Source organism: Rhodococcus aetherivorans (genome assembly GCF_011058165.1).
In the GTDB taxonomy this organism is placed as follows: domain Bacteria; phylum Actinomycetota; class Actinomycetes; order Mycobacteriales; family Mycobacteriaceae; genus Rhodococcus; species Rhodococcus aetherivorans.
Map to the genome: position 1 here is coordinate 62,778 of NZ_JAALEG010000016.1, position 25,216 is coordinate 87,993.

18 protein-coding genes and 1 pseudogene are annotated in these 25,216 nt (G+C 68.3%); 16 read left to right on the forward strand and 3 right to left on the reverse strand.

The window, feature by feature from the left end; all coding sequences use genetic code 11:
- The first annotated feature begins 307 nt into the window (after positions 1–307).
- Genes G6039_RS30255 through G6039_RS09545 form a run of 8 tightly spaced genes read left to right on the forward strand, consistent with a single transcriptional unit; the run spans position 308 to position 16,736 of the window.
- On the forward strand, positions 308–628 hold the full coding sequence (locus G6039_RS30255; protein WP_206530846.1) for a hypothetical protein: 321 nt from the start codon (positions 308–310) through the stop codon (positions 626–628).
- Positions 595–3,369, forward strand: a complete 2,775-nt coding sequence (locus G6039_RS09515; RefSeq protein ID WP_235194068.1) for a vWA domain-containing protein — start codon at positions 595–597, stop codon at positions 3,367–3,369. Before G6039_RS30255 ends, G6039_RS09515 begins: the two co-directional genes overlap by 34 nt.
- A 45-nt stretch (positions 3,370–3,414) precedes the next feature.
- Entirely contained in the window at positions 3,415–6,984 is a 3,570-nt protein-coding gene (locus G6039_RS09520) for a tubulin-like doman-containing protein (protein WP_043800116.1), read from the forward strand.
- Position 6,985: 1 nt separating this feature from the next.
- Positions 6,986–9,721 (forward strand): hypothetical protein, encoded by a 2,736-nt coding sequence (locus G6039_RS09525; protein ID WP_043800117.1) that lies wholly within the window; start codon positions 6,986–6,988, stop codon positions 9,719–9,721.
- A gap of 14 nt (positions 9,722–9,735) precedes the next feature.
- A complete protein-coding gene (locus tag G6039_RS09530; RefSeq protein WP_051446080.1) occupies positions 9,736–11,751 on the forward strand; it encodes a SaeA-related protein in 2,016 nt (671 codons plus the stop codon).
- A complete protein-coding gene (locus G6039_RS09535) occupies positions 11,748–14,513 on the forward strand; it encodes a GAP1-N2 domain-containing protein (protein WP_051446081.1) in 2,766 nt (921 codons plus the stop codon). The genes G6039_RS09530 and G6039_RS09535 overlap by 4 nt, the downstream gene beginning before the upstream one ends.
- A 46-nt stretch (positions 14,514–14,559) precedes the next feature.
- Positions 14,560–15,576, forward strand: a complete 1,017-nt coding sequence (locus tag G6039_RS09540) for a hypothetical protein (protein ID WP_043800119.1) — start codon at positions 14,560–14,562, stop codon at positions 15,574–15,576.
- Positions 15,573–16,736: a TRAFAC clade GTPase domain-containing protein gene (locus G6039_RS09545; protein WP_043800122.1), complete on the forward strand. Its 1,164-nt coding sequence runs from the start codon at positions 15,573–15,575 to the stop codon at positions 16,734–16,736. The genes G6039_RS09540 and G6039_RS09545 overlap by 4 nt, the downstream gene beginning before the upstream one ends.
- Before the next feature lie 114 nt (positions 16,737–16,850).
- On the opposite strand, the gene G6039_RS30260 is transcribed toward G6039_RS09545, so the two are convergent.
- Entirely contained in the window at positions 16,851–17,219 is a 369-nt protein-coding gene (locus tag G6039_RS30260; RefSeq protein ID WP_174824741.1) for a hypothetical protein, read from the reverse strand.
- Here G6039_RS30260 and G6039_RS30265 point away from each other — a divergent pair.
- Both G6039_RS30265 and G6039_RS09555 read left to right on the forward strand, forming a co-directional pair.
- A complete protein-coding gene (locus G6039_RS30265) occupies positions 17,218–17,421 on the forward strand; it encodes a calcium-binding protein (RefSeq protein WP_235194070.1) in 204 nt (67 codons plus the stop codon). The genes G6039_RS30260 and G6039_RS30265 overlap by 2 nt on opposite strands.
- Before the next feature lie 63 nt (positions 17,422–17,484).
- Positions 17,485–18,420, forward strand: coding sequence for an HNH endonuclease (locus G6039_RS09555; protein ID WP_235194071.1), 936 nt, complete (start codon positions 17,485–17,487; stop codon positions 18,418–18,420).
- A 593-nt stretch (positions 18,421–19,013) separates the two neighbouring features.
- Here the strand turns inward: G6039_RS09555 and G6039_RS09560 are convergent.
- Complete coding sequence (locus G6039_RS09560) at positions 19,014–19,262, reverse strand: hypothetical protein (RefSeq protein ID WP_152103794.1); 249 nt, start codon at positions 19,260–19,262, stop codon at positions 19,014–19,016.
- Between G6039_RS09560 and G6039_RS09565 the strand changes: the two genes are divergently transcribed.
- A complete protein-coding gene (locus tag G6039_RS09565; RefSeq protein ID WP_152103795.1) occupies positions 19,249–19,875 on the forward strand; it encodes a hypothetical protein in 627 nt (208 codons plus the stop codon). The genes G6039_RS09560 and G6039_RS09565 overlap by 14 nt on opposite strands.
- Before the next feature lie 167 nt (positions 19,876–20,042).
- Complete coding sequence (locus tag G6039_RS09570; RefSeq protein ID WP_152103796.1) at positions 20,043–20,528, forward strand: hypothetical protein; 486 nt, start codon at positions 20,043–20,045, stop codon at positions 20,526–20,528.
- Positions 20,529–20,559: 31 nt separating this feature from the next.
- On the opposite strand, the gene G6039_RS09575 is transcribed toward G6039_RS09570, so the two are convergent.
- The gene (locus G6039_RS09575; RefSeq protein ID WP_043800128.1) at positions 20,560–21,180 is read right to left on the reverse strand and encodes a DUF2510 domain-containing protein; all 621 of its coding nucleotides are present in this window, start codon (positions 21,178–21,180) and stop codon (positions 20,560–20,562) included.
- 537 nt (positions 21,181–21,717) lie between these two features.
- On the opposite strand from G6039_RS09575, the gene G6039_RS09580 reads away from it, so the two are divergent.
- From G6039_RS09580 to G6039_RS09595, 4 genes and pseudogenes are all read left to right on the forward strand, one after another.
- Positions 21,718–22,770, forward strand: coding sequence for a LacI family DNA-binding transcriptional regulator (locus G6039_RS09580; RefSeq protein ID WP_043800130.1), 1,053 nt, complete (start codon positions 21,718–21,720; stop codon positions 22,768–22,770).
- Between the two features lie 127 nt (positions 22,771–22,897).
- Positions 22,898–23,983 (forward strand): pyrimidine utilization protein A, encoded by a 1,086-nt coding sequence (gene rutA, locus G6039_RS09585; protein WP_006942576.1) that lies wholly within the window; start codon positions 22,898–22,900, stop codon positions 23,981–23,983.
- Positions 23,984–24,056: 73 nt separating this feature from the next.
- Complete coding sequence (locus tag G6039_RS09590; protein ID WP_152103797.1) at positions 24,057–25,025, forward strand: carbon-nitrogen hydrolase family protein; 969 nt, start codon at positions 24,057–24,059, stop codon at positions 25,023–25,025.
- Positions 25,022–25,216 (forward strand): annotated as a pseudogene (locus G6039_RS09595) (amidase); the annotation flags it as partial. The gene G6039_RS09590 and the pseudogene G6039_RS09595, both read left to right, overlap by 4 nt.

Genomic DNA, 25,216 nt, shown 5'->3' on the forward strand with positions numbered 1-25,216 from the left:
ACAATCGCTCATCGCCAGCGATTGAAGTTTGAAGTTGTTGACGACTACCAGGGGAAGCTCGCTTCGGGCCCGCCCTGCCCGACCCTGAAAGAAGCACGTGTCTTCCTCGACCAACCCGTTCGACTTCAGCGAGTACTCGAGCTCGCGGGACGACGCAGACAATCCGTGGTCGGGTGGATCCCAGTCGCCATGGCCACCCCCCGAGCCGTTCGGAAGCGTGGCCGCCCCGTTCGCGGGGCCCGGCGGGTCGACGCCCGGGTTCGGCGGGGCGCCTGCCGACGCGTTCGCTGTCGAGCAGCGGCCGGTCGTGACGGCCATTTCGCAAGGTAGGCCGCCGCGCGCATGGCTGATCGGCGGCGGCGTGGTAGCGCTGCTGGGGCTCACCGCCGTCGCACTTACCCTGTCGGGTGGCTCCACAGTGTTCGCCTTCATCGGGTGGCTGCTGGCCGGTCCTGCCGCGTTCTACCTGCTTGCCCAGCACACGGTCGCCGACATGCAGCAGCGGGCGCGGCCGGTCTACGCGGGCTCGAAGGCTGTGCAGGGGACGTATTGGACCGTCGTTGTGCTCGGATTCGTGGGCATCGCGCTCGGGGCATGGCAGATCGCGGAATGGGCGGGTCGACTGTGAAGAAGGTGGCCGCGCTCGCGGCAGTGCTGCTCGGCTCTCTGGTGGTGGCGGCACCGGCCGCGTCGGCTGCGCCGCAGCAGTCGGCGGTGGGGGACTTCGGCGGGTGTCTCGCCTCCCAGCGCGAGGGCGATCTGCTGTTGATGATCGACGAATCCGGCAGTCTGCAGGTCTCGGACCCCGAGGCGGCGCGGGTCTCCGCGGCCAACTACCTGCTCGAACAGCTCAGCTCCTTCGGCGGCTCCGCCGGGGTCGCGCTCGACGTTTCGGTCGCCGGCTTCTCCGATGACTTCACCGTGCACGCGCCGTGGACCCGCCTCGACGGTGGGTCCCTGCCTGCCTTGCAGGACGAGGTCGACAGGTTCCGATCCCGGACGAACGGTGTCGACACCGACTACTGGGCCGCTCTCGACGGTGCCCGCGGCGCTCTCGCCGACCGCTCGTCCACAGCCGCGAACAGATGCCAGGCCGTCGCCTGGTTCTCCGACGGCAAGCTCGACTTCACGACGCGGGACGCGGAGAAGCCGTACGCCCCAGGAGTATCGCTCGGCACCGACGCAGGTGTTCAGCAGATCATTGCGGCCGCTAGCGAGTCGATCTGCCGGCCCGCAGGTATCGCGGACCAGTTGCGGTCGTCGGGAATCGTCACCTTCGCGGTGGGGCTCGCGGCCGGTACGGCGCAGGCCGGGGACTTCGATCTGATGCGGTCCATCGCCACCGGAGAACCCGCCGCCGGGCAGGCGTGCGGGAACCGGACCTCGCCCCGACCCGGCGACTTCTACCTCGCCCAGAACATCGACGACCTGCTCTTCGCGTTCGACGCGTTCAGCAGTCCGGGCCAGGCGCCGCTCGAGAACGAGACGGGCGTATGTGTGGGTCAGGTGTGCGAGGAAGCGCAGCACCGCTTCGTCCTCGACAACTCTATCGGTTCGGTGACAGTCCTGGGCTTCGCGGACGCGGACGGGCTCGTACCCACACTGGTGTCGCCCGACGGGGCCGAACTTGCGATGCCGCGCGACAACGCCCCGCGCAGCCTGAACGTCGACGGAGTCGGCGTCGACTACCGCTGGTTGTCGGCGCGGTCGGTGTCGTTCACGATGCGCCAGCCGGCGTTGGCGAACCCGGGGCAATGGCAGGGCATGTGGGCTCTCGTGTTCGTCGACCCCGATGGCTCCGATCCCGCGGCGCGCTCCAAGTCCAACATCCATATCTCGGGCAACCTGTTCCCGGCGTGGCTCGGACAGGATGTGACCGCCATCCACAGCGGCGAGAAGACATCTGCGATACAGCTCGGCATCGTCGACTCCGACCGTCGGGAGATCGACCCCTCCGACCTGCTCGGAAGCGCGTACTTGTCGGTGTCGCTCGTCGACTCGGCTCGGGTTGCGCACGAGCTGGCGTCGAGGATCCCGAAGAACGGGATCGACGAGCCGATCGAGCTGGATCTCACGTCGGTGCCACCGGGTGAGGCGACGCTGCGCCTCGCTCTCGAGGTGACCACCGCCGACGCCCGGACGGCTTCGGGGACGGTCATCGCGCCCGGTACTCAACTGGCGCCCCAATACGTCGACGTGCCGCTGACGGTGGCGCCCCCGGTCGGCTATCCGACGCTGCCGAACCGGATCGACTTCGGCACTGTCGAGGGATCCGGTCGGTTCCCGGTGGAGATCCCGGTCGGCGGTCCCGGCTGCGTGTGGCTCGATTCGGCGGAACCGATCCGCATCGATGCCGTGCCGGACGGCGTCGGTGACGTGGCGTTGGTGAACCCCGCAGCGACTTCGGCGGAGCGGTGCCTGGCCGTCGAGGAGGGCGCACAGGGCGCACTGACGGTCGAACTCGACGTGCCCGAGGCCGGCAACGGCTCCCTCAACGGTTCCGTGCGGATGATGATGGCCCCCGCCGGGGAGCTCGACCGCGCGATGCCGGTCGATGTGCCGTTCACCGCCGAGCTGCAGAAACCGCTCGACAGTGGCCGGTTCCTGCTGGCCTTCCTTCTCACGCTGTTCCTGGGCATCGCGATCCCGCTGGCTCTGCTGTATGTGCTCAAGTGGCGAGCCTCGCGCATTCCTGCCGAAACCCTGAAGGCCCAGCGCTTCTCCGTGACGATCGCCGACGGCGCCGTTCTGCGGGACGGAGTACCCTTCACGCTGCGCGACGGTGACCTCACCGAAATCGTTCGGAACCTGGACAAGCCTGCGCGACTGCTGACGGCAGACGGCGTCAAGCTCGAGGCGAAGACCGGGCTCTCCCCGGTCGGCACGGGGTACGTCCGTGTCAAGGCCGGTGGCCTGCTCGGCTCCTCCGGTGCGAAGCCCGACCATGACCCGCGCACAGGTGAGGCCAGGCTGCCGCTGGCGGTGCACAACAACTGGGTGATCCTCCACGATCCGGCCGGACCCGCCGACCACGCGTCGCTGCTCCTGCTCGTCGGCGCAGGTTCGAACCCGGTCCGGTTGATCGAGGATCTGAACCGGCGCGCACCGGGCGCCTTCGCGAGACTGCGTGAGCGTGTCGGATCCGACGACACGGCGACGCCGGGCACCGGTGCGCCTGACGGGCGACCCGCACCGCAGTCGTCCTTCGATCCGTTCGGCGCACCCACCGCTCCGCCCGCACCGACATTCGGTGCGCCACCGGCGTTCGGCGGCAGTTCTGGATTCGGTGCCGCGCCGCACAGGGGTTCGAGCTCGTCCGCCGCGCCGGCCGCTCAGCCTTTCGACCCGTTCCGTCCGCCCGGCGCTTGACGGTCGGAATCCAGCTTTGCTCTCTCTCGATGTGGAAGGACCGGTATGAGGCGGTTTCTCGTAGTCGGATGCGGTGGTTCGGGTGCCGTCACGCTCGCGTACATGATGGACCAGCTCCGGTCCGATCTCGCCGCGGCGGGAGTGGACCGGATCCCGGGTGGGTGGCAGTTCGTGAGCATCGATGTGCCCACTGCGCCGGAGGCGGGGCCGGACGGGCTCGGCAATGTTCGCGACCAGGGCGGCTACTACTTCGGCAGCGGCCCCCAGGGCGACTCGTACGGAGTGCTCGACAACGCGCTGAGCAACCAGCTCGCCGCCCGCGGCAGCCTCGACGAGATCGCCACCTGGGCCCCGCGGGATCCCTCCGCTGTCACGGTGCCCATCGGGTCCGGCGCTGGCCAGTACCGCGCCCTCGGCCGCATGATCACGCTGAGCAAGGCCGGCGGTATTCGCGAGACCCTGCAGTACGCCTGGGACCAGCTGTTCACCGTGCAGACCGCCACCGAGATGGGCGCGCTGAACGTCCCCGGCGGGGGCAGCTTCGAGCAGGAGGAGTCCCCGATCGTGCTGGTCGTCTCGTCGATGGCTGGTGGCGCCGGCGCGTCGATGGCCTTGGATGTGTGCCGCCTGCTGACGCTCATCCCCAAGCTCGATCCGCGGCTGATGGGTGTGTTCATGGTCGCCCCGGACATCTTCGACGGCCTCGGCCGCAGCGCCACCACCGGCGTGCGCGCCAACGCCCTCGCGATGCTCGGCGAAATCGTTGCGAGCCAGCTCGGGTCCGCGCGCGAGCACGACGTCGAGATCCTGCGCGCGCTCGGCCAGCAGAACGGCGCCGGCGAGAAGGTGCCGTTCGCCCGGGTGTTCCCTGTGGGCCGCCGTGTCGGCGTCGAGGGCGCGCCGTTTGGCGACGGTTCACAGAAGGCGATCTATCGCGGCCTCGCTCGTGGTCTGGCGGGCATGATGATGAGCGGCGCTGCGACGCGCCAGTTCGTGCAGTACGACCTCACCAACGGTGCGGGCCTGTCCGGCCAGCGCGACAACATCGGCTGGGGCGGACAGTGGGACAACCTGCCGTGGGGCACATACGGGTTCTCGAGCTTGAGCATGGGCCGCGACCGATACGCCGAATACTCGGCGCAGCGGCTTGCCCGTAGCACCGTGGACCGGCTCCTCGACGGGCACCGCAACCCCGGCAATGCCGCGTCCGACGACGATCAGGTCAACTCCATCCTCGACAGCCAGTGGCAGACCCTGCTCACCACGATGGGTTTGCCTGTCGTTCAGGCGGATCCGCGGGGCGCGCAGGTCGGCATCAGTGCGTGGCTGACCGGTGTGGTGCTGCCCCAGGGCGACGGCCTGCGGATGGCCCGTCAGGTCACCGAGTCCGAGCTGCGTGGCTACCTTCCGTCCGGCAGCGGTCTGAACGCGAGCCAGTGGGTTCCCGAGATCCAGCGGGTGCTCGGTGCCCGTCGTCAGGCGCTCACGGCGTCCGCCGAAGTGCACGCGCTTGTCCATGCGTACCAGTGGCACCGCGCTCTCGCCGACAACATCGAGCGCACGGTGGCGAAGGCGATCGCCGACCTCGGCCTGCCGTACGCCACCGCGCTCGTGAACCGGCTGACCAGCCACATCAAAGACCAGGTGCGGGTCGGGGCGGAGGACCTCGCGAAACAGGCGCCGACCGACATCACGGCGCAGTCGGCCGACACCGCTCAGGCGCTGTCCGCACTCAAGGGAACCATCGAGAGCGACGCCGACATCGTCGACCGTGTGCTCGCGAGCTGCAGCCAGAACGTCTATCGCCAGCTGTACGCCTCGCTGTCCGGGAAGGTGGCCGAGGTCGCGGCCGCGCTGGTACCGGAGATTCTGCAGCCCCTGCTCGAGGCGCTGAACGACGCGCAGACGTCGATGCGGCGGGCACGCAGCAAGCCGGCGAGCGACGTCGGCCTGGCGCGCCTGTCCACCGACCAGTACGGTGCGTGGCCCGCGGACAAGGCCGATCGGGTACCCAAGCGGTTCGCGGAAGCGAACAACGAGGTGATGCTCACCCCGTCGGCCGACTTCATGGTGCAGTACCGCAGCGACCTGCCGCTCGCGGTCGCGTCCAGCGGTCTCGGCACGCCGCCGTTCGAGGAGTCGGTCAAACGGGCCGTCGTCGGGGTCGTCACCGGTCTGTGGCAGACGATCGACGGCAGCAAGTCGCCGGGGGAGGAGCATCCCGTCCTCGAGCGGACATCGGCGTGGCGGACCCGCGCGTTCCCGTACGATCCGGGAACCCGCGAAGCGCTCATTCCCTCGGCCGCACGGTATGACCTGCACCTTCGACCTGCGGAACTGCTCGCGCGCGCTCGGCAGTTCGTCGGCCGCACCGGGGAGTCCTTCGACCGCTTCTGTCGCGTGTCGCTGCGGGAGTACATCGAGGATCCGACCGTTCCCGAGTACGCGCTCGAGGAGCGGCGTGAGCGACTGCAGGCGAAGTTCGCCGAAGCGCTGTCGCTGGCGCGACCACTCGCCAGCGTCAATCAGCAGGCGCTCGAGGCGCTGCATCCGGGGCAGCAGGTCGAGTACCGGTACAAGTTCACCTCGGTGCCGTTCCTCAACCTGCCCGTCGCGGATTCCCTCGAGCAGGTACTGCAGAAGAACCCGATGATCGACCACGAGACCCGATCGGAGTTCGTGCGCCTGCTGACCGAGGAAGACCGGTTGACTCGCATCGACATCTTCGGCTCCTACCCGAACTACTCGCCGCTCGCCTACGACTCCGTGCTCACCCCCGCGGCCAAGCAGTGGGCGGATTCGACTCCGACGCAGCAGGAGTCGTTCTGGCAGTGGCGTCGCTCCCGGCCGTTGGCCGCCTCGCTGCCGATGCACTACAGCGAGCGGCGAGCGCTGACCGCCGGCTGGTTCCTCGGCCTCGTGGTCGGCCGCCTGCGCCTTCCTTCGGAACCGTACGACGAGCCGGTGCGGGTGTGGGATGCCACCTCCGCGGCGTGGGTCGACTTTCCCCATCCATTGCTGACCCCGCCGTCACGGTTCCTCGCCCACAACGACTGGCTGCCCGCGGTGCTCGAATCGGTCCTGCTGGCGATGGCGCGGTCGCACGAGTCGCCGGTCATGCAGTCGATGCTTCCCTACCGGACGCTGCGCGCGATCTACGACGCCTCCCCGGAGAAGCCGGCCGGCGGCATCCTCGAGGTGTCCGCCAAGTCGATCCTCACGCAGTGGCTGCGGACCGGCGAGACCGGCACGGGATGGCAGTCCCAGGTCACCGACACCGGCCCGGACGTCTCGATCGACGCTCGCGCCGAGAACGCTGCGACATGGCTCGGCCGGGTGCGGGAGTTCACCGGGCTGCACTACATGGCAGCAGGGGAGGACGCGGCACCCGGTGGCGGGACCTTCTCGGCGATCACCGATCGCGTCACTGCGTCCCATACTCCGATATTCCGGGACATCGCGCCGGACGTGTACTGGGCGACCGGTGAGCTGCTGAACCTGATCGAGGAGTGCAGGCACCGCGCCGAGCAGCCGGACCGGCCGGTGCACGAGCCGGCGGCGTCCGCAACGTCGGCATCGCACGCGTTCGTGATTCCCGACGCGGGTCAGTTCTGACATGGCCGATTCGGTGAAGAGCGTTCTCACGGTGTTCCTTGCCTCCACCGGGCCGGCGCTCGGGGTGCGTGACGTCCTCCGCGACCTGTCCACGGCGGGCTTGGTCGCACCGTTCGTGTGGGTCGACGACGCCGGCGTCACGCCGGGTGGTGCCCGCATCCCAGCCGTCGAAACCGCCTGTGGTGCGGACACAACGGTGGTGCTGCAGGATGTGCTCGCGTCGCGTCGCGTCGATGTGGTGCGACTGTGCGTGATCGTGCCGGGAGCACGCGGCACCGATCCCGTTCGGGTCGAGTCGGAAAGGGCGCTCGCCGACCTCCTGTCGTCGAACTCGGGCGGAGCCCGCCTCGTTCGACTGCGGACGGTGCTGCGTCGTCCCGGCGACACCCCTTCCGACTCCGTCGCGGTCGCGCTCGCCGGTTGGCACAACCTGCTTGTCGCACCGGAGGATTCGCGGGGTCCGGGAATGGGCCACGAGTCCCTCACCGAAACCACCGATCCGGTCGATGTCGGCCGCCACGCAGCCCCGGTGATCGCCGGAATCGTGGGTCTGTGGACGGATGCGGAGCATGCTCCGTTCGACGAGCAGCCGGTCCTGCCGGGAAGCACGCTGCGGGTGGTGCGGTCGTTCTACCGCCGACTCGACACCTCGCGTGCCGAGCACGAGCTGCGCACGCACCTGCTCGACTTCGGCGGGCAGCTGCCGTTGCCCCGCGACGCTGGCACTGCCGTCGTGTACGCCGACGACGTTCCGGCTGCCACGCGAACGATGGCCCAGGCACTGTGGGTCAAGCACCGGCACCTGCTCCAGGGCGAGCGCGTGAGCGCACCCCCGGCCGACGCTCCGCGCCTGGTGAAATTCACCGACGCCCTGACGATGTTCTTCTCGTTCCTCGTCGCAGTGCTGCGCAACGCCCCGGCGCAGTGGGCCGCCCGGGTCGGTCACCGCGCCTCGGCCGCGGTCGCTTCGGCGGCACAGTCCACGCTGTTCGGGTCGGCGCAGGGCGCCAGGCGTGTGGTGGTCCGCGGTGTCGACGCGGACGGCCGCAGGGTCGGATGGTCCGAGTACGAGGCGGCGTCACGGCAGATCGGCGCAGCTCTCGACGGAGCGACGAACACGCCACAGTCCGCGGCGCCCGACCTCTCCTCGCTGTGGCGGGACTATGCTCGCGCCGCCCTCACGCTCGCCGACGCCGCCGAACGGTCACCGGGTCTGCCGACCATCCAGGTCGGCGCCCACCGAGCCGTGTTGCGTTCGGCGTCGGACATTGTGCCGGGACCGGACGACGAGTTCACCGACATCCCCGGCGTCGTCTCGGCGACGCTGAACGTCCACGCCGCCGAAGCCCCGGACCTCCTCGGCATCAGGGACTTCCAGGCAAGGCTGCGGGAGCTGGAACAGGATCCGACGATCGGGCTCGACGCGCGGAGAACGAGCGCCGCGCTGGCGGGCTGGGTGGGCCGCATCCGCCGAAGCTTCGCGGTCACCTTCGGATCGATCCTCGCCGACGGGTTGTCGGCCGGTATCACCGAGGCAGGCATGTCGCTCGAGCGGCTCAACGCCGCCGAAGCGCCCCGCGATCTGGCCGAAGCGAGCGCCGATCAGCAGGCGCGCATGTTCCGCCAGGTGCGCATCGCCACGCTCGGTTTCCTCGCCGCCGCGATCGTCGCGGGCGTGCTGGCCTGGCAGGAGCTGATCTCGTGGTGGACCGGCGGGCCCGTCATCGCAGTGTGCGTGCTCGTCTGGGCGGGCGTCGTGGCCTGGATCTGCCAACGCACGCAGCAGTACCTCGAGCAGCTTCTCGTCGAACGCGAGGCGGCGTCGGCGGCGGCCGCAGCAGACCGGAGGAATCTCAGGTCCGCCCTCCGAGAGATCGAGAACCTCACTGCCGCGTATCGGCAGTTCCTGTCGTGGAATCGCGCACTCGGAGCGTTCCTGGCGAAGCCGCTCGGCGTCACCGACCACACCCATGCAGTCGGCCGCAGCATCGAATGGGGGATGCCCCGGCACAGCGCCGTCGGCATCGGTAGCCCCGAGCCCGCCCAGGTCGAGCGAGTCGCAGACGCGCTGCGGCAGGACATGTTCGGTGTCGGGTGGCTGACCGAAGCGTGGGACGCCGTCGTGGGTTCCGCAGGTTCCTCACTCGGTGCCGCAGGACTCGACATCGATCGCGACCCCACCCTGCTCGCCGCGAAGGCTGGAGCCGGGTCCGGCTCTCCGCTCGACGAGTGGTCCCTTCGATTCCACCGCGGCGAACGTCAGGCGAGCGGTGCGGCACTGATGTGGGAGCGGGCACTCGGCGAGCTGTCCGGGCCGCGTGGCGACTTGGCACGCGAGCTGCTCGCCACCATCGAACATCGCGCCGACGGGGCCGTGCGTCGCTACGGCATCGACGAGTTCCTGGCCGGCGTCGGACAACCCGCGGCCGAGGGGTTCTTCGACCCTGCCGTCTTCACCGATACCGCGGCGATGCGCGGCCTCACCACCGTCGCGGAGACGGCGTCGACACGTACCCCCGCCGGCTGCGGGCTTGTCGCGGTCACCACCCAGTACACGGAAGGAATCGCCGCGGAGGATCTGCGGACCATGCCGTCGGACGGTCACCCCGCAGCACCGGTCGACATTCCGCAGGTGCCCGACCTCGAGCTGCGACCGGCCGAACCGACGCACGACCGTGCGGACCGTCCGGCCCCTGCGCCGTTCGTTGCGCCCGTCGCCGACGGCATCAACTTCTGAGAGCGAGTGGAACAATGCCCGACGTTGTCTTCGAGGCTCTGCAGCTGTGGCGGCAACAGCAGATCGACGACGGCCGTCTTCGTCCCGGCCTGCTCAAGGACACGCATCTGCAGCAGATCATCCGGTCCGATCGGCGCACTGCCGAGGAGATCGAACCGATGCTGCCACGCCAGGCGAAACCACTGGTCGACGGAATCGTCCACGTGGTGACGTCGGCCCAGCCCGGTGAGTTCGTCACCGAGGCGTCGCCGACGGCGGAGGCGCCGGCGCCCGAACCGCCGGTTCCGCCGGCGCCGGTTCCCGGAAGCGAGCACCTGGTCGACCTGCGCACCGAGGACTTCTGCGAGTTCCTGCACGGGGAGTCCGATCAGGAGGTCGGGGCGATCACCATCACGGCCGAACCGGGCGGCGGGCACCTGCTCGAATGGTCCCCGCTGCCGGAGCGGTCCGGACAGACGGTGCTGTACCGCGTCGTCGCCGGTGAGACGCACCGTCCCTACAAGCCGGAGGCCGGGCGACTGGTCGGCGTCACCCGCGGAACCCTCCTCGTGGACACCGCAGCTCCGGCCGCCGCGGTGCGGCACCTCCAGGTGTGGGCGCACGCCGGACGCGACCAGCACGACGCGGTGCGGCGCCAGCCCGTGCTCATCGCCGAGGGACATGTCCTCAGTCCGGTCGCCGACTTCGTGGTCGTCGAGGACGATGGCGCCGTGATCGGCCAGTGGTCGGTGTGGCCGGGGGTCACCCGCGTGCGGGTACTGCGCATCCCGCTCGACGGCCGAACCCCCGTGACCAACGACCCACGGCACCGCATCCTGGCCGACCAACCCAATCTCGGCGGATTCGTCGACCGCGACCCCCAACGGGGGCATCGCTACCTCTACCGCGCGATCTGCGAAGTCGACGTCGACGGGCACACCAGACTCTCCCCGGCAGCACAGGCGGAAGTCCTCGTGTCCGCGGTGCTCGAGCCCGTCACCGACCTGCACGTCGCCACCCACGGCGACAGCGACGACCTGCACTTCGACCTCGGCTGGACCCCACCGGACATCGGCACCGTGGTGATGTATCGAACGGAGACCGCGCCGCGGCCGGGCATCGACCGGACGCTGCTCGCGGCGGGCGCACTCGACGTCTCCGGTGGGCTGCCGACCTCCGCACGACTGGTCCATCCGGTGACCGTCGGAGGCGACGGCGAACACCGGATGAGCAACGTCTCCTGGCCGCGCGGCTGGGTACGGGCCTACTTCACGCCCGTCACCGTCCTCGACGGAGACGTGCAGGTAGGGTGCACGGTCATCGCGACCAGGCCGCTGCCCGCGCCGCGAGAAGTGCGGATCGTCGAGCGCTGTACCGAGCAGGTGCTCACCTTCCCGTGGCCGGAGGGCGCGGCATCGGTGTCGGTGTACGTGAGCTCGCCACAGGTTCCGGCCGAGCATGCGATCGAACAGCGCCCCTTCGCGGAGATCTCCCGAGCGGCGTACGAACGCGACGGCGGCCTGCACCTGTCGAACCCGCTGCCCGAGCAGGGATGTGCCGTCCACGTGGTCGCCGTCGCCTACACGGCCGGCGAGCGTATCGCGGGCATCCCCGCCACCGTCGACTACCCGGGTCTGTTGCGGATCGAGTACACGACCGAGACTCGCCGGACCGCCGGCGGTGGCGTCGCGCTCGCCGTGCGCCTCGCCTCACAGGTCGAACTCCCGACGGCCCCACCGTTCGTCGTGGTGCACAACCAGACCCGGCTGCCGCTCAGCGCTCGGGACGGCCGGCCGCTGGAGGTCCGTGGGGACGAGCGAACCCAGCCCGGCGCCCGGAGCTTCCATCCGCGCGGCCTGCATCGCGAATGGAGCCAGCCGTGGACCGTCGACGTGTCGGACCTGACCGGGTACGTGCGGGTCTTCGCCGACGTGCGGCCCGAGCAGAGCCGCACCATCGCGCTGATCGATCCACCGATCGAACACATCCGGCTCGATCTCATCGGCGATCACCTCATCGGTGACGACGTGCCGCGCGAAGACGCGCGATGACCGCTCGGAGGCACAAGACCGAATCGCCACGGTTCGGTCAGCTCAGCTACACCTCGTTCGACCGGCCCGGCACCGGATCCGGCGGCGGCTGGCAGGTCAAGGAGGTGTCCGGCGACCTCGACGCCGACGAACAGGAACTGCTCCGCGCGGGAGTCGTATCCCGGTTCGATTCCCCGCAGCCGATGCCCCGATTTCCGACCGTCGAGGACATCGCCCGCCGGCCGCGGCGGCTCATGTACGCCCGCCTCCGTGACGCGGCCGGATGCTATTGGCACACCGTGCCCGCCGGCTCGGACGCCTCCGGCCGCCCCGGGAATGTCTTCGCCCACGCCGTGCTCGAACGCGGTGCGGAGCCCGGCGACGGGGTGCGTCCGATCGAGTGCTGGCGGTCCACGGACTGGCTGGTCCCGTACGGCGCCGACGAGGTCGCCAAGGCAGCCCTGCCGGCCACGGCACCCGGACCCGGGGGGATCGTCGATCGCGACGCCGCACTCGGATTCCTGCTCGATCCGGGAACCTGGCGGATCGGTGTCTTCAGCGTCCTCCTCGACGCGGTGGCGCGGTCCCTGCGCGGCGGCCCGGCGGTGGTGCTCGGATGCAAGGATCCCGACACCGCCGCGCTCTGGATCGGGGCCGTCTCGCACTTCATGTCGCCGGGCACCGCCCGCCGCTTCGGGTGGTCCACTTTCGACCGTCTGCACTCCGTCGACGACGCCGTGGCAGGCGGCGCGAACCTGGTGACCGTTCCGCTTTCGGACCTGCCCGGAGACAGTCCCGGCTGCACTGTCTTCGGCGAGAACGAGACTCCCGAACTGGGGGAGCTCGACGGTGAGCCGCACTCCGTCGCGAACGGCGATCTCGTTCCGGTGACGTACTGGTCGGTGCTCGCGCAGACGGTTCTGCTCGACGTCGAGACCGCGCATCGAGCGCTCGCGCGTCAGGACGCGATCGCGGCCGGTGTGGGTGATCGCGACCTGACCGAGGCGTGGCCGCTGGCGATGGCCGTCGTCGCCGACCCCGGCCTGCACGACGCACTGGACGAGGCCGCCTCGGTCGTACTCGCGGAGTCCCCGATGGAGGCCGCCACCGCACCCGATCTCGCGCACGTGATCGTCGGAATCGTGGACGAGCGACTGGGTGCGACCACACAGCAGGCGGAGGAAGCACTCGCCCGCTGGCAGGTTGACAACGCCGTCACGCCCGCGGTCCGGCAGCTCGCCGGCACCGTGTTCGCCTTCCGCGCGCTCGGTGACGGCCACTGGGTACGTCGGGCGGGACCCGAGCAGTTCGCTGTCGTCGAGTCGTGTGCTCGAACCGAGGACCTGCAGGCCGAGGCCGATGCGATACTTGGCGATCTGCGCTTGCGCGCACGAGGCGGCGGAAATCTGCGCGATGTCGCGTTCGACGCCCTCAAGACGATCGACCTGCTCGTGCGTGCCGACCTCCTCCGCGATCGCGGCGTCGACGTGGCCTTCGAGGTGCTCGAGCGGGCGGTGATCCCGACCCTGTGCGATCGGGTCGACGGAGCCGCGTTCGTCGCGGAACTCGGGCCGGTCTCTGCGTCGACGCGCGTGAGATTTCTGCAGCCCGCTCTGACCGCCCATCCCGTGTTCGCCGGGCGCCCGCTCGGCTCCCGGCTTGCACCTCCCGTACTCGAATGGCTCGTCGACGGACTGTTGGACGTACCAGACCTCGACGAGCTCGCCTCCGACCCGCAGCGCATCACCGAGCCCGAATGTGTGCTGATCGCCGACGGCGTCTTCGCCCTCACGGAACAAGAATTCGATCGAGCACGAATACGGAGCGAGCTGGTGCCGGTCGCGTTGTGGAGGGCACTCCACGAAGCGCGGGAGGGCGGCTGGGCGCCGAGCGATGTTCCGGCGCTGGTCGCCGGGCACGGCTGGACGGCGGAGCAATGGTGCCGACTCGTCGGCGCGTTTCCCGAGGCCGTTGCGCCCCGTTTCCTGCAGGACGTGGTCGTCCGCGAACCGTGGGGACCGGAGCTCGAGACGCTCGTCCGCCATCTGGCCGAGCCCGGCGCTCGCGAGGAAGCGTCGAGGTGGGCGGCCGATCCGTACCTGGACGACCTCGCGGTGTCGTGGGCGCTGATCCGGAACGAGGAGCGCTGGGCTGCGATCAGCGGACCGGCACTGCGCCGGGCACTCGACGTGCATGTGTTACCCGTCCTGGAGGACTACGCGGAAGGCTACGAAGCGGACCTTCCCACGGATCTGCTCGCCCGGCTCGCGATCTTCACTGTCGCGCTGCGGGGGCAGACCCCACCCCAATCGGGCCTCCCGGTGCCGGACCTTCCGGCCCGGCACCGGGAGGCGCTCGTCCGAGCGGTGGACGAGGACGCACGGTTCGTCGTCGATGCGCTGGCCTCCCTGGTGGAATCCGGTGCGCTCGACGCCTATTGGCTGATGGCACACGCGGTGTTCACGTCTCCGTCGGCGCCGCGGGTGCGGTCCGTGCTGGATCAGCGCGACGTTCTGGCACGGTTCGAGGTCGGATCGGGTGGTGTGCGGCGTTCCCTTCTGGACGAGGTGGCGTCGACGGTGATGAAACGGCCGGACTACCGCGGCCCGCTGGGGGTGCACGGTCTGATGGACGCGATCCGCGAGGAGCTACATCTGCGGGGACACCGCGACGTCGCCTACGCGTGCGACGTGTACGCCGGGTTCGTCCGGAGGTGGCTCGACGAGCGCCGAGCCGACGCGGATCGATCGTCGCCGGGCCGGGCGACGCCGAGGCGGGTGTGAGGACAGTGCAGATGTGCAGTGCGTGGACACGGGGAGGACAAGACTGATGCCCGGATATGTGCTCGACGGGGCAGGGGTGGTGGACCTGCCGCACCAGCCGCTGGCCGTGACGGTCGATGCGACCACCGTGACGGTTCAGGTGCAGGCGATGACGCCTGAGGGCGCCCCGGAGGCGTCCGCGCTCTACCCGAAGCCCGGCTTCCTTGTGCTGCCCCGAGTCACCCACGAGATCGTCGTGGCCGCTCGCCCCGGGGGCGGCGCAGTGGTGTTTCCCCAGGGAACCGTGCTGCAGGCCACCATCGGGGTGGACAGTAGCCGCAGCGCCGACCCGGATCGGGCCGAGCTGACACCGCTGGACGTGTCGGGTCTTCACCACGTCGAGCTTGCGACGATCGCCCCCGCGGGGGAGCGTCTCGCGGTCACGGCCCGCAAGACGGTGGTCGACGTCCCGCTCAGCGATCTCGGCGCCCGCGCGCGGTCCGCGGCACGCGGCGCCCTCGGCGTGGACCGGCTGCCCGAGGCGCGCCGGCTGCGCGTCGAGGTGGATATCGATACTACGATGTCGATGCTGCCGCTCATCGAGGACGGCAGTGTTCGCGCGGCGGTGGACGTGCTCACCGGTATCACGGCGGTGATCGGAATCCGAGAAGAATTGCAGGTCAATCTGATCGGCCGATCCTCCAGGTCGCTGCCCGTCGTCGAGCTGCGGCACGTCGCCGACCAGGTCCAGGCGCAACTGGACGCCGCGCCACTGGGAGTGGGGTTCCGCTCCGCGGAGATCGACCGGTCGAGTTACAACACCCCCACGCTGGTATTCACCGTGACCGACGCACTACCCGCCGATCACACCGGCACGGGTGTGCCGGGTGTGCGACGGCGGCCCGTGATCCTGTGTGCAGACACCTCGGCTGCGGCGGGCCTCGGCACCGCCGTGCCGCCCACCTGCGAAACGGCAGGCACGGATTCCGACTGGCTCTCCAGCCCGGAGAAATTGTTCGCAACGGTGACGTCGCTCGTGGCAGGACTGTCGGCGACACCGGAATCGGAAGGTGCGCGGCGATGACCAAATGCCCACGTTGTTTCACGGTGCTCCCGTCGGACCGTTACGCCTGGGCCCCGACCGCGCCGGACGAGATCGAGGTCGACGAGGTCGCGACGGTCTTCCACGGCAGCCCCGTGCGGTCTGGCAAGGTCGTCGAGCTCCAGCGGCCCTCGGGGTCCGGGGACGACTGGGCGCCGCCGGTGAGCGACGCTGAGGACAAGGCCAGCGGCCCGGTCGCCGAGGTGTGCCCGACGTGCCACTATCGGCTACCGACCGGGTGGCGCGGCGCCCACACCACCTGCATCGCGATGGCCGGCGCCCGCGCCACCGGCAAGACCGTGTACATCGCCGTTCTCGTCAAGACCCTGCAGTTGCTCGGCGAGCGGCTCAACTGCGTGGTCGAGCCCGCGACCTCCGAGACCGAACAGGCCTACCGCGAGCTCTACGAGAGGCCGCTGTACGAGGAACGCGGCATCCTCGAATCCACCCCCGCAGCCCACACGAGCAACCCGTACCAGCGGGAGCCGCTGATCTTCAGCCTCGGCCTGTGGAACGGCATTCGACAGTACCTGGTGCTGCGGGACGTGGCAGGGGAGGACCTCGAGAACCCGGACAACGCGCACGCCCCGCACCTGCGCTTCTTCGCGCAGGCCGACGGCGTCGTGTTCATGTTCGATCCGCTCAAGGTCGAATCCGTCCGGCAGCAGCTCCACGACCTGGTCCCGGCTCAGGAACGCGTCGGCGGCGACCCCCGCTCGGTGCTGCGGACCGTGTTGTCCATCATCGGCGACAGCACACCGAATCTTGCGATCGTCCTCTCCAAGTTCGACGCCCTGCAGGCCCTCGAGCATGTCGACGGCAGCGACTGGAGCGAGATCATGTCACAGCGCGGCGCCGCGTTCTCCCGTGACCCGAGCCTGCAGTACGCGCCCTACAACGAATCCGATGGCAGACTGCTGCATGAGGAAGTCCGCAGCCTCCTCGACAAACTCGAAGCCCGCTCGATGGTGATGGCCGTCGACCAGCCGCACACCGGTGCCTCACTGCACAGCCGGTTCTTCGCCGTGTCGGCGCTCGGAGAGTCACCGGTCGGGGACCGACTGCACCACAGCGGGATCTCCCCCTTCCGATGCCTCGATCCGGTGCGGTGGGTGCTGGCGCAGCGTGGGGTGTGGACTTGAGACCAGGAATCGGAGAGTCCTGCGCAGGGCCTGTAACGAAGGCAAGTGCGTGACCGATTCCCTTGTGTCCAAAGAACTTTCTATTCCTTGGGGGAAGCGCGGTAGTCACCGCGTCTACCGACCAGCCCTTTGAAGGAGACACTGCATGCTGAGTACCGCTTCGCGTCTGCGTAGGACAGCTCGGGTGGGTGCCGAGAGGCACTTGCGGAACGTCGGGGTGCTCCTGGCGACCGCCAGCGCCGTGACACTGCTGTCCGGATGTGGAGCCGAGGCGGAGTCGGAGCCGTCGGCCGCCCCCACTGTCACGTCGACTTCGGCGAAGCCCGCCACGTCCTCCACTACTCGACCGGTCTTGCCGTCGTCGACGACCTCCACGCTTGCGCCTACATCGACCATTCCTCCGGCCCCGATTGCCGCTGCCACCAGCACCGTAGCGGCACAGCCGGTCGTGACGACTGTGCCCATGCCGCCGGTCGTCTGCATGAATCTCCAGGACGCACAGAACCTAATTCAGGAGCTCGGTGTGTTCTATTCGCGCAGCGTCGACGCCACCGGCCGGGGTCGAAATCAGGTGCTGGATTCGAACTGGATCGTGGTCGGGCAGACCCCGAGCGTGGGTGAGCCGGTCGGTGAAGGGGATGCGGTGCTTTCGGTGGTCAAGATCGGTGAACCCAACCCCTGCTGAGTCTCCTCGAACCGGAGCGGGCACGGAACGTGTTTGATCAATTCGTGTGCATGAAGGAGGACAGTGACAGACGCAGCGACAATTCGTGATGGCGTCGAAGACTTCGATACCCGGCTCCGACGCGAGGCGATGAGGTTCCTGGCTGTCCGAACCCACGACGGCCTCTACCCGATCTCGAAGGCGGAATTGCTCGACTTCGAGATCGACGGATCCATGTTCCGGCTGATGGACCCGCAGCGCGGCATCCGCAAGCCGCGCCAGCTGGCGTCTGCCCTGTCGATCAGCACGGTATTTCGTCGAAATGGGGAGAAGCGCCCTTACGAGGATGCGGTGGGACCGGACGGACTTCTCCGCTACAAATGGACGGGCGAGAATCCAGACCACATGGACAATCGTGGTCTGCGAGCCGCCATGGATCAACAGGCTCCGTTGATTTGGTTCTTCGGCGTCGGGCCGGGTCTGTTTCAACCAGTCTTTCCGGTCTACCTGGTGGCGGAAGAACCTGCGCTGCACCAATTCGTTGTTGCCACCGAGTTTGCCCGGGACTTACACCATGTCGATTCACAGGCTGAGGCGCAGCTCCGACGGTACGTGCTGGCAGAGACCAAACGGCGCCTGCACCAACCGGTCTTTCGGGCGACGGTCATGCGGGCATACGAAACCCATTGTGCGGTGTGCGCTCTGGGTCACGGTGAGCTGCTTGATGCGGCGCATATCGTGCCCGACTCCCACGAGGAAGGAATTGCGTCTGTCAGCAACGGGCTCGCACTGTGCAAGATCCATCACGCGGCCTACGATGCGCGGATCCTCGGAATCACGCCGGATTTTGTAGTGGAGATCCGACAAGATCTACTCGAGGAAGTTGACGGGCCGATGCTCGAACACGGTCTCAAGGAACGGCACGGCGAACGGCTCATGGTGCTCCCGACGTCTCGCGAGGAGCGACCAGACCGACGGTTGCTCGAGTTGAGCTATGGGCGATTCCGCTCGGTCGGCTGAGCGCCGATTGCCCAGCAGTGTGGAATCTGTCATTTGATCGGGACCTGAATACAACAGGTCTGGGTGCAGTGAAAGTGGATCCGGCGAGGGGTTTTCACCCGGCATCCGGAATCCGCATGCTGTCCGCTCGATCGTCTTGACGAGTCGGTTGTGGCCATCGACGCCGGTAAAGGGCTCACCGCTTGCGGGATGGCGTGACGAATGCGTCGAGTGAGCAGCTCGGCGGATCTCGAAGTCTATGCCCGGGTCTTGTCGCTCCCGGGAACGCGCGCCGGCGCCGGCTCGGTCGGATGACCCGTGGTTGACCCGTGGTCTGGGTTACGAACCCCGGTGCACGGTCGGCCATGACACGCCGCCCGACCGGTGGCGACTATAGTCAGCCACCGATCGGGCGGCGCCATCAATGGCTTTGCCAACCTGGGGAACTCAATCGGCCGGCAGTGCCGACTACCGGGAGTTGAGCGATCGACTCGGTTGAGGAGCCGCGAGGGCGGTCGTCCTCGCGGCAGTGCCGCTGCGCCTTGCGTCAGGATGCGTCGCAAACCGGTCGGGTCAGGTTGCCCGGCCAAGATCGACGGGTCGGCCGAGTCCCATTAGATGATGCGTTCCGGAGAGCCCTCGTCCAGGTCGTCCTCGCGGGGGAGCTGCCCGTCTCGATCAACTGGCCGATCGATGATTCTCTTCGACAGTTCCGCGCTCACGCGTTCCGCACGGTTCCTGAGGAAGGCGTCATAGTCATCGGACCAGACGATCTTGAGCCGTCGTATTCCACCGGTCAACTGCGGTGCCGCGTCGGGGTGGTCCGCCACACCCTCGAGGACGTTGTCGATGACCGAGAACATGTCTGTGCCCGCCGCGCCGTATGCACCGGAGCCAGAGTCAGAGCCCGGGCCGGTTAGGAAGCCGCGGCGCTGGCCGTGGATCCTCGGCATCGTCGCCGCCCTCGCCGTGGGCGTGGGGATCGGTGTCGCCGGTACGCCCTCCGACGAGGAGAACCAGGCGATGATTGACACCTCCGTCGCTGCGGCGGTCTCCGATCAGCGCGCCCAACTCGCGGCCGAACAGGCGGAGGCCGCCGCAGCCCTCGACGACGCGAAAAAGCAGGCGGCGGCCGCCTCAACCGCGCAGCGCGCCGCCGACAACGCGCACGCGGCGGCAGACTCACGTTCGGCGGAACTCGACAAGCGCGAGGCAGCGTTGCTGCCGAGGGAAGCCGATGCAGCCAAATCCACATTCGGCAACGGCATGCACCTCGTCGGACGCGACATCAACCCCGGGACGTATCGAACCGCCGGCGGATCGTACTGCTATTGGGAGCGACTTTCTGGTACTTCAGGAGAGTTCGACGACATCATCACCAACGATAATGTGTCAGGGGCGTCGGTGGTGACCATCAGTTCGTCGGACGTGGCTTTCAAGTCCAATGGTTGCGGAACGTGGACCAAGATCGGGTGAATGCCGGGCCATGAGCTGGTAGTTGCAGTATCTTCGGCGTCGCATTGCCATCGGATTTGACGGGATCAGTCCGGTGTCGGCTCGAAAGGATCGGAAACGCTGGTCGTTGCAGTAGTTTTCGCTTCGATCTGCGCCTAGAGCGTTGGCGATAGTGGGACACTTCGTCGATGAGGATTCCCATCGCGGTTGTCGCCTCGGTGGCTGTGGCCGTGCTCGGAGCATGCGGATCGTCGACCGGTGGTGACCCTGCTCCGGATCGCGCGGCAGCCCTTCCCAAGTCGACGACTGTTTCCACCTCCGCGGCGCGCGCGACGACGGCTCCGCCTGCCCCTCGAACCACACGTCAAGCGGCGTCGATGGCGGAGCAGTTCGAGCAAATGACTTCGACATCATGTCGCGAGGATGTGGATCCGGTCGCGTGTATGTATGAGCGGCGCGCGTATATCGAGTTCTTCGAGCGATCCGCGATGCGAAGCGTGGATGCGTCATATCACGAGAGCTTGAGCGAAATGCTCCAGCATGTGTACACGCAGCACGACGAATTCGTGGCGAAGGGATGCCCGGCGAACCCGAACGCCGATGAATGCAGAATTCCGCTCATGATCTCCGATACGGTGATGGTGACTCTGGGGGCCTTGTTCTCCGTGGAATGAACATGCGCCGACATCCGGAGCGGCGTGGCGATCAGGGAGCTCCGAACCCATACGTGAAACTCCCGGTGCTCCAGTTCATGGTCGCGTGGTATTTGTAGCCGCTCATCGTGCCATCGCCGTTGTCTTTCGTTGCCGCGAAGCACTCGAATATCGTTGTCATCTCGGTGAGATCGTCGATGGAGCCACCTCCGACCGGCGAACACGACACGGAGAGGATCGGTCCATCGATGATCGACGAATTGGCGTGCTTCTCGGCCATCTGCTTGATACTTGCTTCGATCTGGGTGACGCTTACTCTTCGCATGGAGCGCTCTGCCTCTGCGCGTCGTTCCTCCTCTGCTTTCTCGGCCGCGATCCGATCGGCTTCCCTTTGTGCTGCCGCCGACGCCGCGGCCTCGGCCGCAGCAACCTGAGCCTCGATCTCGGCATCGTGGGAGACCTTCCAGGCGATGCCCGCGACTGCCACAACCGCGAGGAGGGCCGCGATACCCCACGTGATCGGCTTCCGTATCAGGGACTTCCAGCGTGGTGGTCCGGCGTGCGGCTGAGGGGGTGCGGGAAGATCCAACCACTGGCTGCCGTCCCAGTAGCGCATGCTGCCGTCAGGGCTCGGATACCACCCCGGAGCTGCACTATGTGCCTCGTTCGTCATGCCACGGCACCTCCACGGAAGCGGCCGAAATTGCAGTGATCTCCGTAGCGAGCGTATCGCGATAGCGCTGATCAGGGCGTGATTTTGGGGACCGGTTCAAGACTGAGGTGTCACTGTCCCGCAGCGCCGTCCAGGAATGGCTGCAGCGTGCGCACGGGATATTTGGGCGGCGATTCTCTCCATTGTTCTGTAGGTGGTACGAGGGCGACTTCCACGCCCTCCTGAATTTTGCGGTGAGAAACGATTCGGTCATCAGCTACGGAGCCGCGGGGTTACGGTTGGGCGCCGTGGCAGTTGCACCCCCGATCAGCGACGTCGGGTGGGTCGAGACCGTCGGAGCTCACAGTGGACAACCTATGCGCGGCCAGCCGTCAATCGTGTCGTCCACCGGGGAGCGAAAGTCGAGTGGTTCATGGCAACCTTGCACCCGCCGTGGCACCCTTGCACCCACTGTGGGCTGGCGCAATGGGTGCAGTCTGTGGCGAAATAGTACAAGCCTGAGCTCCGGGAGGGACGGTGCGCACCTAGAATCCGTGCGTGGGCAACAAGTCGGTCACCAGCTACGACGTCGCGCGCGCCGCAGGCGTATCGCAGTCGACGGTGTCCCGTGCCCTCCGGGGCGACCCGCGCGTCATCGAGGAGACCCGCGAGCGCATCCAGGCGCTGGCGAAGGAGATGGGGTACGTCCCGCACATCACGGCGCGGAGTCTGATCACGCGGCGGTCGTCGTCGATCGCGGTGGTCAGTGGTGATCTGCGGAATCCGTCGTATCCGACGCTGGTGAACACGCTGCAGGACCGGTTTGCGCAGCACGACTATCGGGTGCTGCTGATGAGCGACCGGACCGAGGGGTCGCTGGAGAAGGACATCCTGGCGCTGCGGGGCGGGCTGGTGGACGGGGTCGTGTTCATCTCGGCCCGGCTGGACTCACCCATCGTGTCGGAGATGATCGACTGGAAGATCCCGCTGGTGATCCTCAACCGCGACGTCGACGGCAGCCAGGCCGGGCGGGTGGACCGGGTGACGTCGGACAACGTCGGCGGGGGACGGCTCGTCGCCGACCACCTGATCGAGTTGGGGCACCGGCGCATCGGGCTGATCTCCGGCCCGCTGGAGAATCCGAGCGTGAAGCTGCGCGAGGCCGGCTTCCGGGAAGGCCTCGACAGGCACGGCGTCTCGCTGGACGAGACGCTCGTGCACCGCGGCGCGGTGGACGCGAAGACCGGCTACGAGGGCGGCATGGAGCTGTTGAGCCGACCGGACCGGCCGACGGCGGTGTTCTGCGCAACGGACTACATGGCCTACGGCACCCTCGACGCCACCAAGCGCCTGGGCCTGCTCGTGCCCGACGACGTGTCGATCGTCGGCTACAACGACCTCGACGCGTCGGGTTGGTCGATGTTCGACCTGACGACGGTGCGCCAGCCGCTCGAGGACATGGCCTCGGCTGCCGCCGAACTGCTGCTCGCGCGGATCGACGGCGCGGCGGGCGCTCCGGTGCACCGGAACTTCGCCGTGGAGTGGGTGCAGCGGGGGAGTGCGGCCCCCATCGGCCAAGTGGGGCGTGCGCAGTCCGTCAAAGATCGTTAACCGGGGCAACAAGTCCGTTACCCATGAGCTCCGATCCGGCAATAACCCCTGAATACATTCGAAGTCATAGCGAGCAGGGCAACGTTGCCCCACCGCTTCTTCGAATCCCCGCAGCTTCAGGAGCGACATGGAAATCGGCGTCTTCATCCCCATCGGCAACAACGGCTGGCTCATCTCCAAGAGCGCCCCGCAGTACATGCCGTCGTTCGAGCTCAACAAGACGATCGTGCAGAAGGCAGAGAAGCACGGCCTCGACTTCGCCCTGTCGATGATCAAGCTCAAGGGCTTCGGCGGCGAGACCGAGTTCTGGGATCACAACCTCGAGTCGTTCACCCTCATGGCCGGCCTCGCGGCCGTCACCGAGAAGATCAAGCTGTTCGCCTCGACCCCGATCCTCACCCTCCCGCCGGCCATGGTGGCCCGCATGGCGTCGACCGTCGACTCGATCGCCCCCGGCCGCTTCGGCGTCAACATCGTGACCGGTTGGGCGCCGAACGAATACACGCAGATGGGCCTGTGGCCGGGCGAGGAGTACTTCGGCTACCGCTACCAGCAGGCCACCGAGTACGTCACCGTCATGCGGCAGTTGTGGGCCGACGGCGTCAGCAACTTCAAGGGCGAGCACTACACGATGGACGAGTGCGTCCTCTCGCCGAGCCCCACAGGCGGCGCCGTGCCGATCGTCGCGGCCGGACAGTCCAAGAGCGGCATGAAGTTCGCCTCCGAAATGGCCGACTACAACTTCATCATGGGCACCGGCATCAACACACCCACCGCGATCTCCGACGCCACCGCCACCCTCGTCGAGGCGGCGAACAAGACGGGCCGCGACGTCGGCGCCCTGACGCTGTTCATGATCATCGCCGACGAGACCGACGAAGCGGCACAGGCGAAGTGGCAGGACTACCACGACAACGCCGACCTCGCCGCCCTCGGCTACATGGCCGACCAGTCCGCCGCCGACGCCACCGCCGACGACGCCTCGACCGCCAAGACCATCTCCCTGCCCGAGGGCGCGGTGAACTTCAACATGGGCACCCTCGTCGGCTCGTACGAGACCGTCGCGAAGATGCTCGACGAGGTCGCCGAGATCGAGGGCATCAAGGGCATCATGCTCACCTTCGACGACTTCGTCGAAGGCATCGAGAACTTCGGCACCCGCATCCAGCCACTGATGAAGAGCCGCACCACCGTTCAGGCCGAAGCCGCCTGACTTCGAGCGGCGGGTGGGGGCGCGTGCACCGATCCGCGCCCCCACCCGCCACCCCACACCCGGAGGTCCCCTCTTGCATCCGCGCACCCTCGACGTCGCGATCGTCCAGGCCGGCGAACTCACCGAGGACCTCCTCGGCAACCTGGCCCGGCTCGCCGCCCTCGTCCGCACCGCCGCCGCACTCGACGCGACCGGCGCCGTCCCCGACCTGGTGGTGCTGCCCGAACTCGTCACCACCCCCTACTTCTGCACCAGCCACGACGTCGATCGCACCCCCTGGGCGCAGACCGTCCCGGGTGAGGCCACCACGTTGTTCGGCGACCTCGCCCGCGAACTCGGCTGCGCGATCGCCTTCGGCCTGTACGAGCGCACCGCCCACGACGTCATGCACAACTCCGTCGTGCTGATCGACCCGGCGGGCGAGGTCGTCACCTGGCGCACCCCCGACGGCGGCGCAGTGCCCGCCTACCGCAAGCTCTCGCTGCCCGCGAGCAAGGTCGGCGACGTCGACATCGACGAGAAGTACCACTTCGCGCCCGGCCAGGCCCCCGCCACCGCCGACCTGTTCGGCACCCGCTTCGGCTGCGTCATCTGCTACGACCGCACCTTCCCCGAATACTGGGCCGTCGCCCGCGCCCTCGGCGCCGAGGTGATGCTCGCGATCGTCTCGTCCCTCGGCACCCGCGAAGACCTGTTCCTCGCCGAGCTGCAGACCCGCGCCCTCGAATCGCAGATGTGGATCGTCGCCGCCAACCGCGCCGGGCCGGAAACCCTGAACGGCGTGACCGTCGACTACTTCGGTCTCTCGTGCGTCATCGCTCCGAACGGCGAGATCGTCGCGCAGGCACCCGCGCACCGGGCGGGGGAGACGCTGCGCTTCACCCTCGACCTCGACGCCGTCCCGGCCGTGCGCGCGGCCTTCCCGCTGGCCCGCGACCGTCGCCCCGGCGTGCTGCGCCTGCTCGCCGACCTCACCGCCGGCACCGTCCGGTCCGCGCCGCTGCCCCGGCCCAGTGCCCTGCCGCTGGAGGTGAGCGGGTGACCACCACCGACTATCCCGACCTCACCGCCGCCGCGGCCACCTCCGTCGACGACCTGCTGCCGCAGGCCCGCGCCGACATGGCACCCCTGCTCGAGACCTCCCGGCTCGCGCCGCTGCCGCCCGCACCCGACGCGCCGGCCGCCGAGCCCGCCCACTCCGTCGCGCTGCTCGCCGCGAGCCCCGTCCCGGCC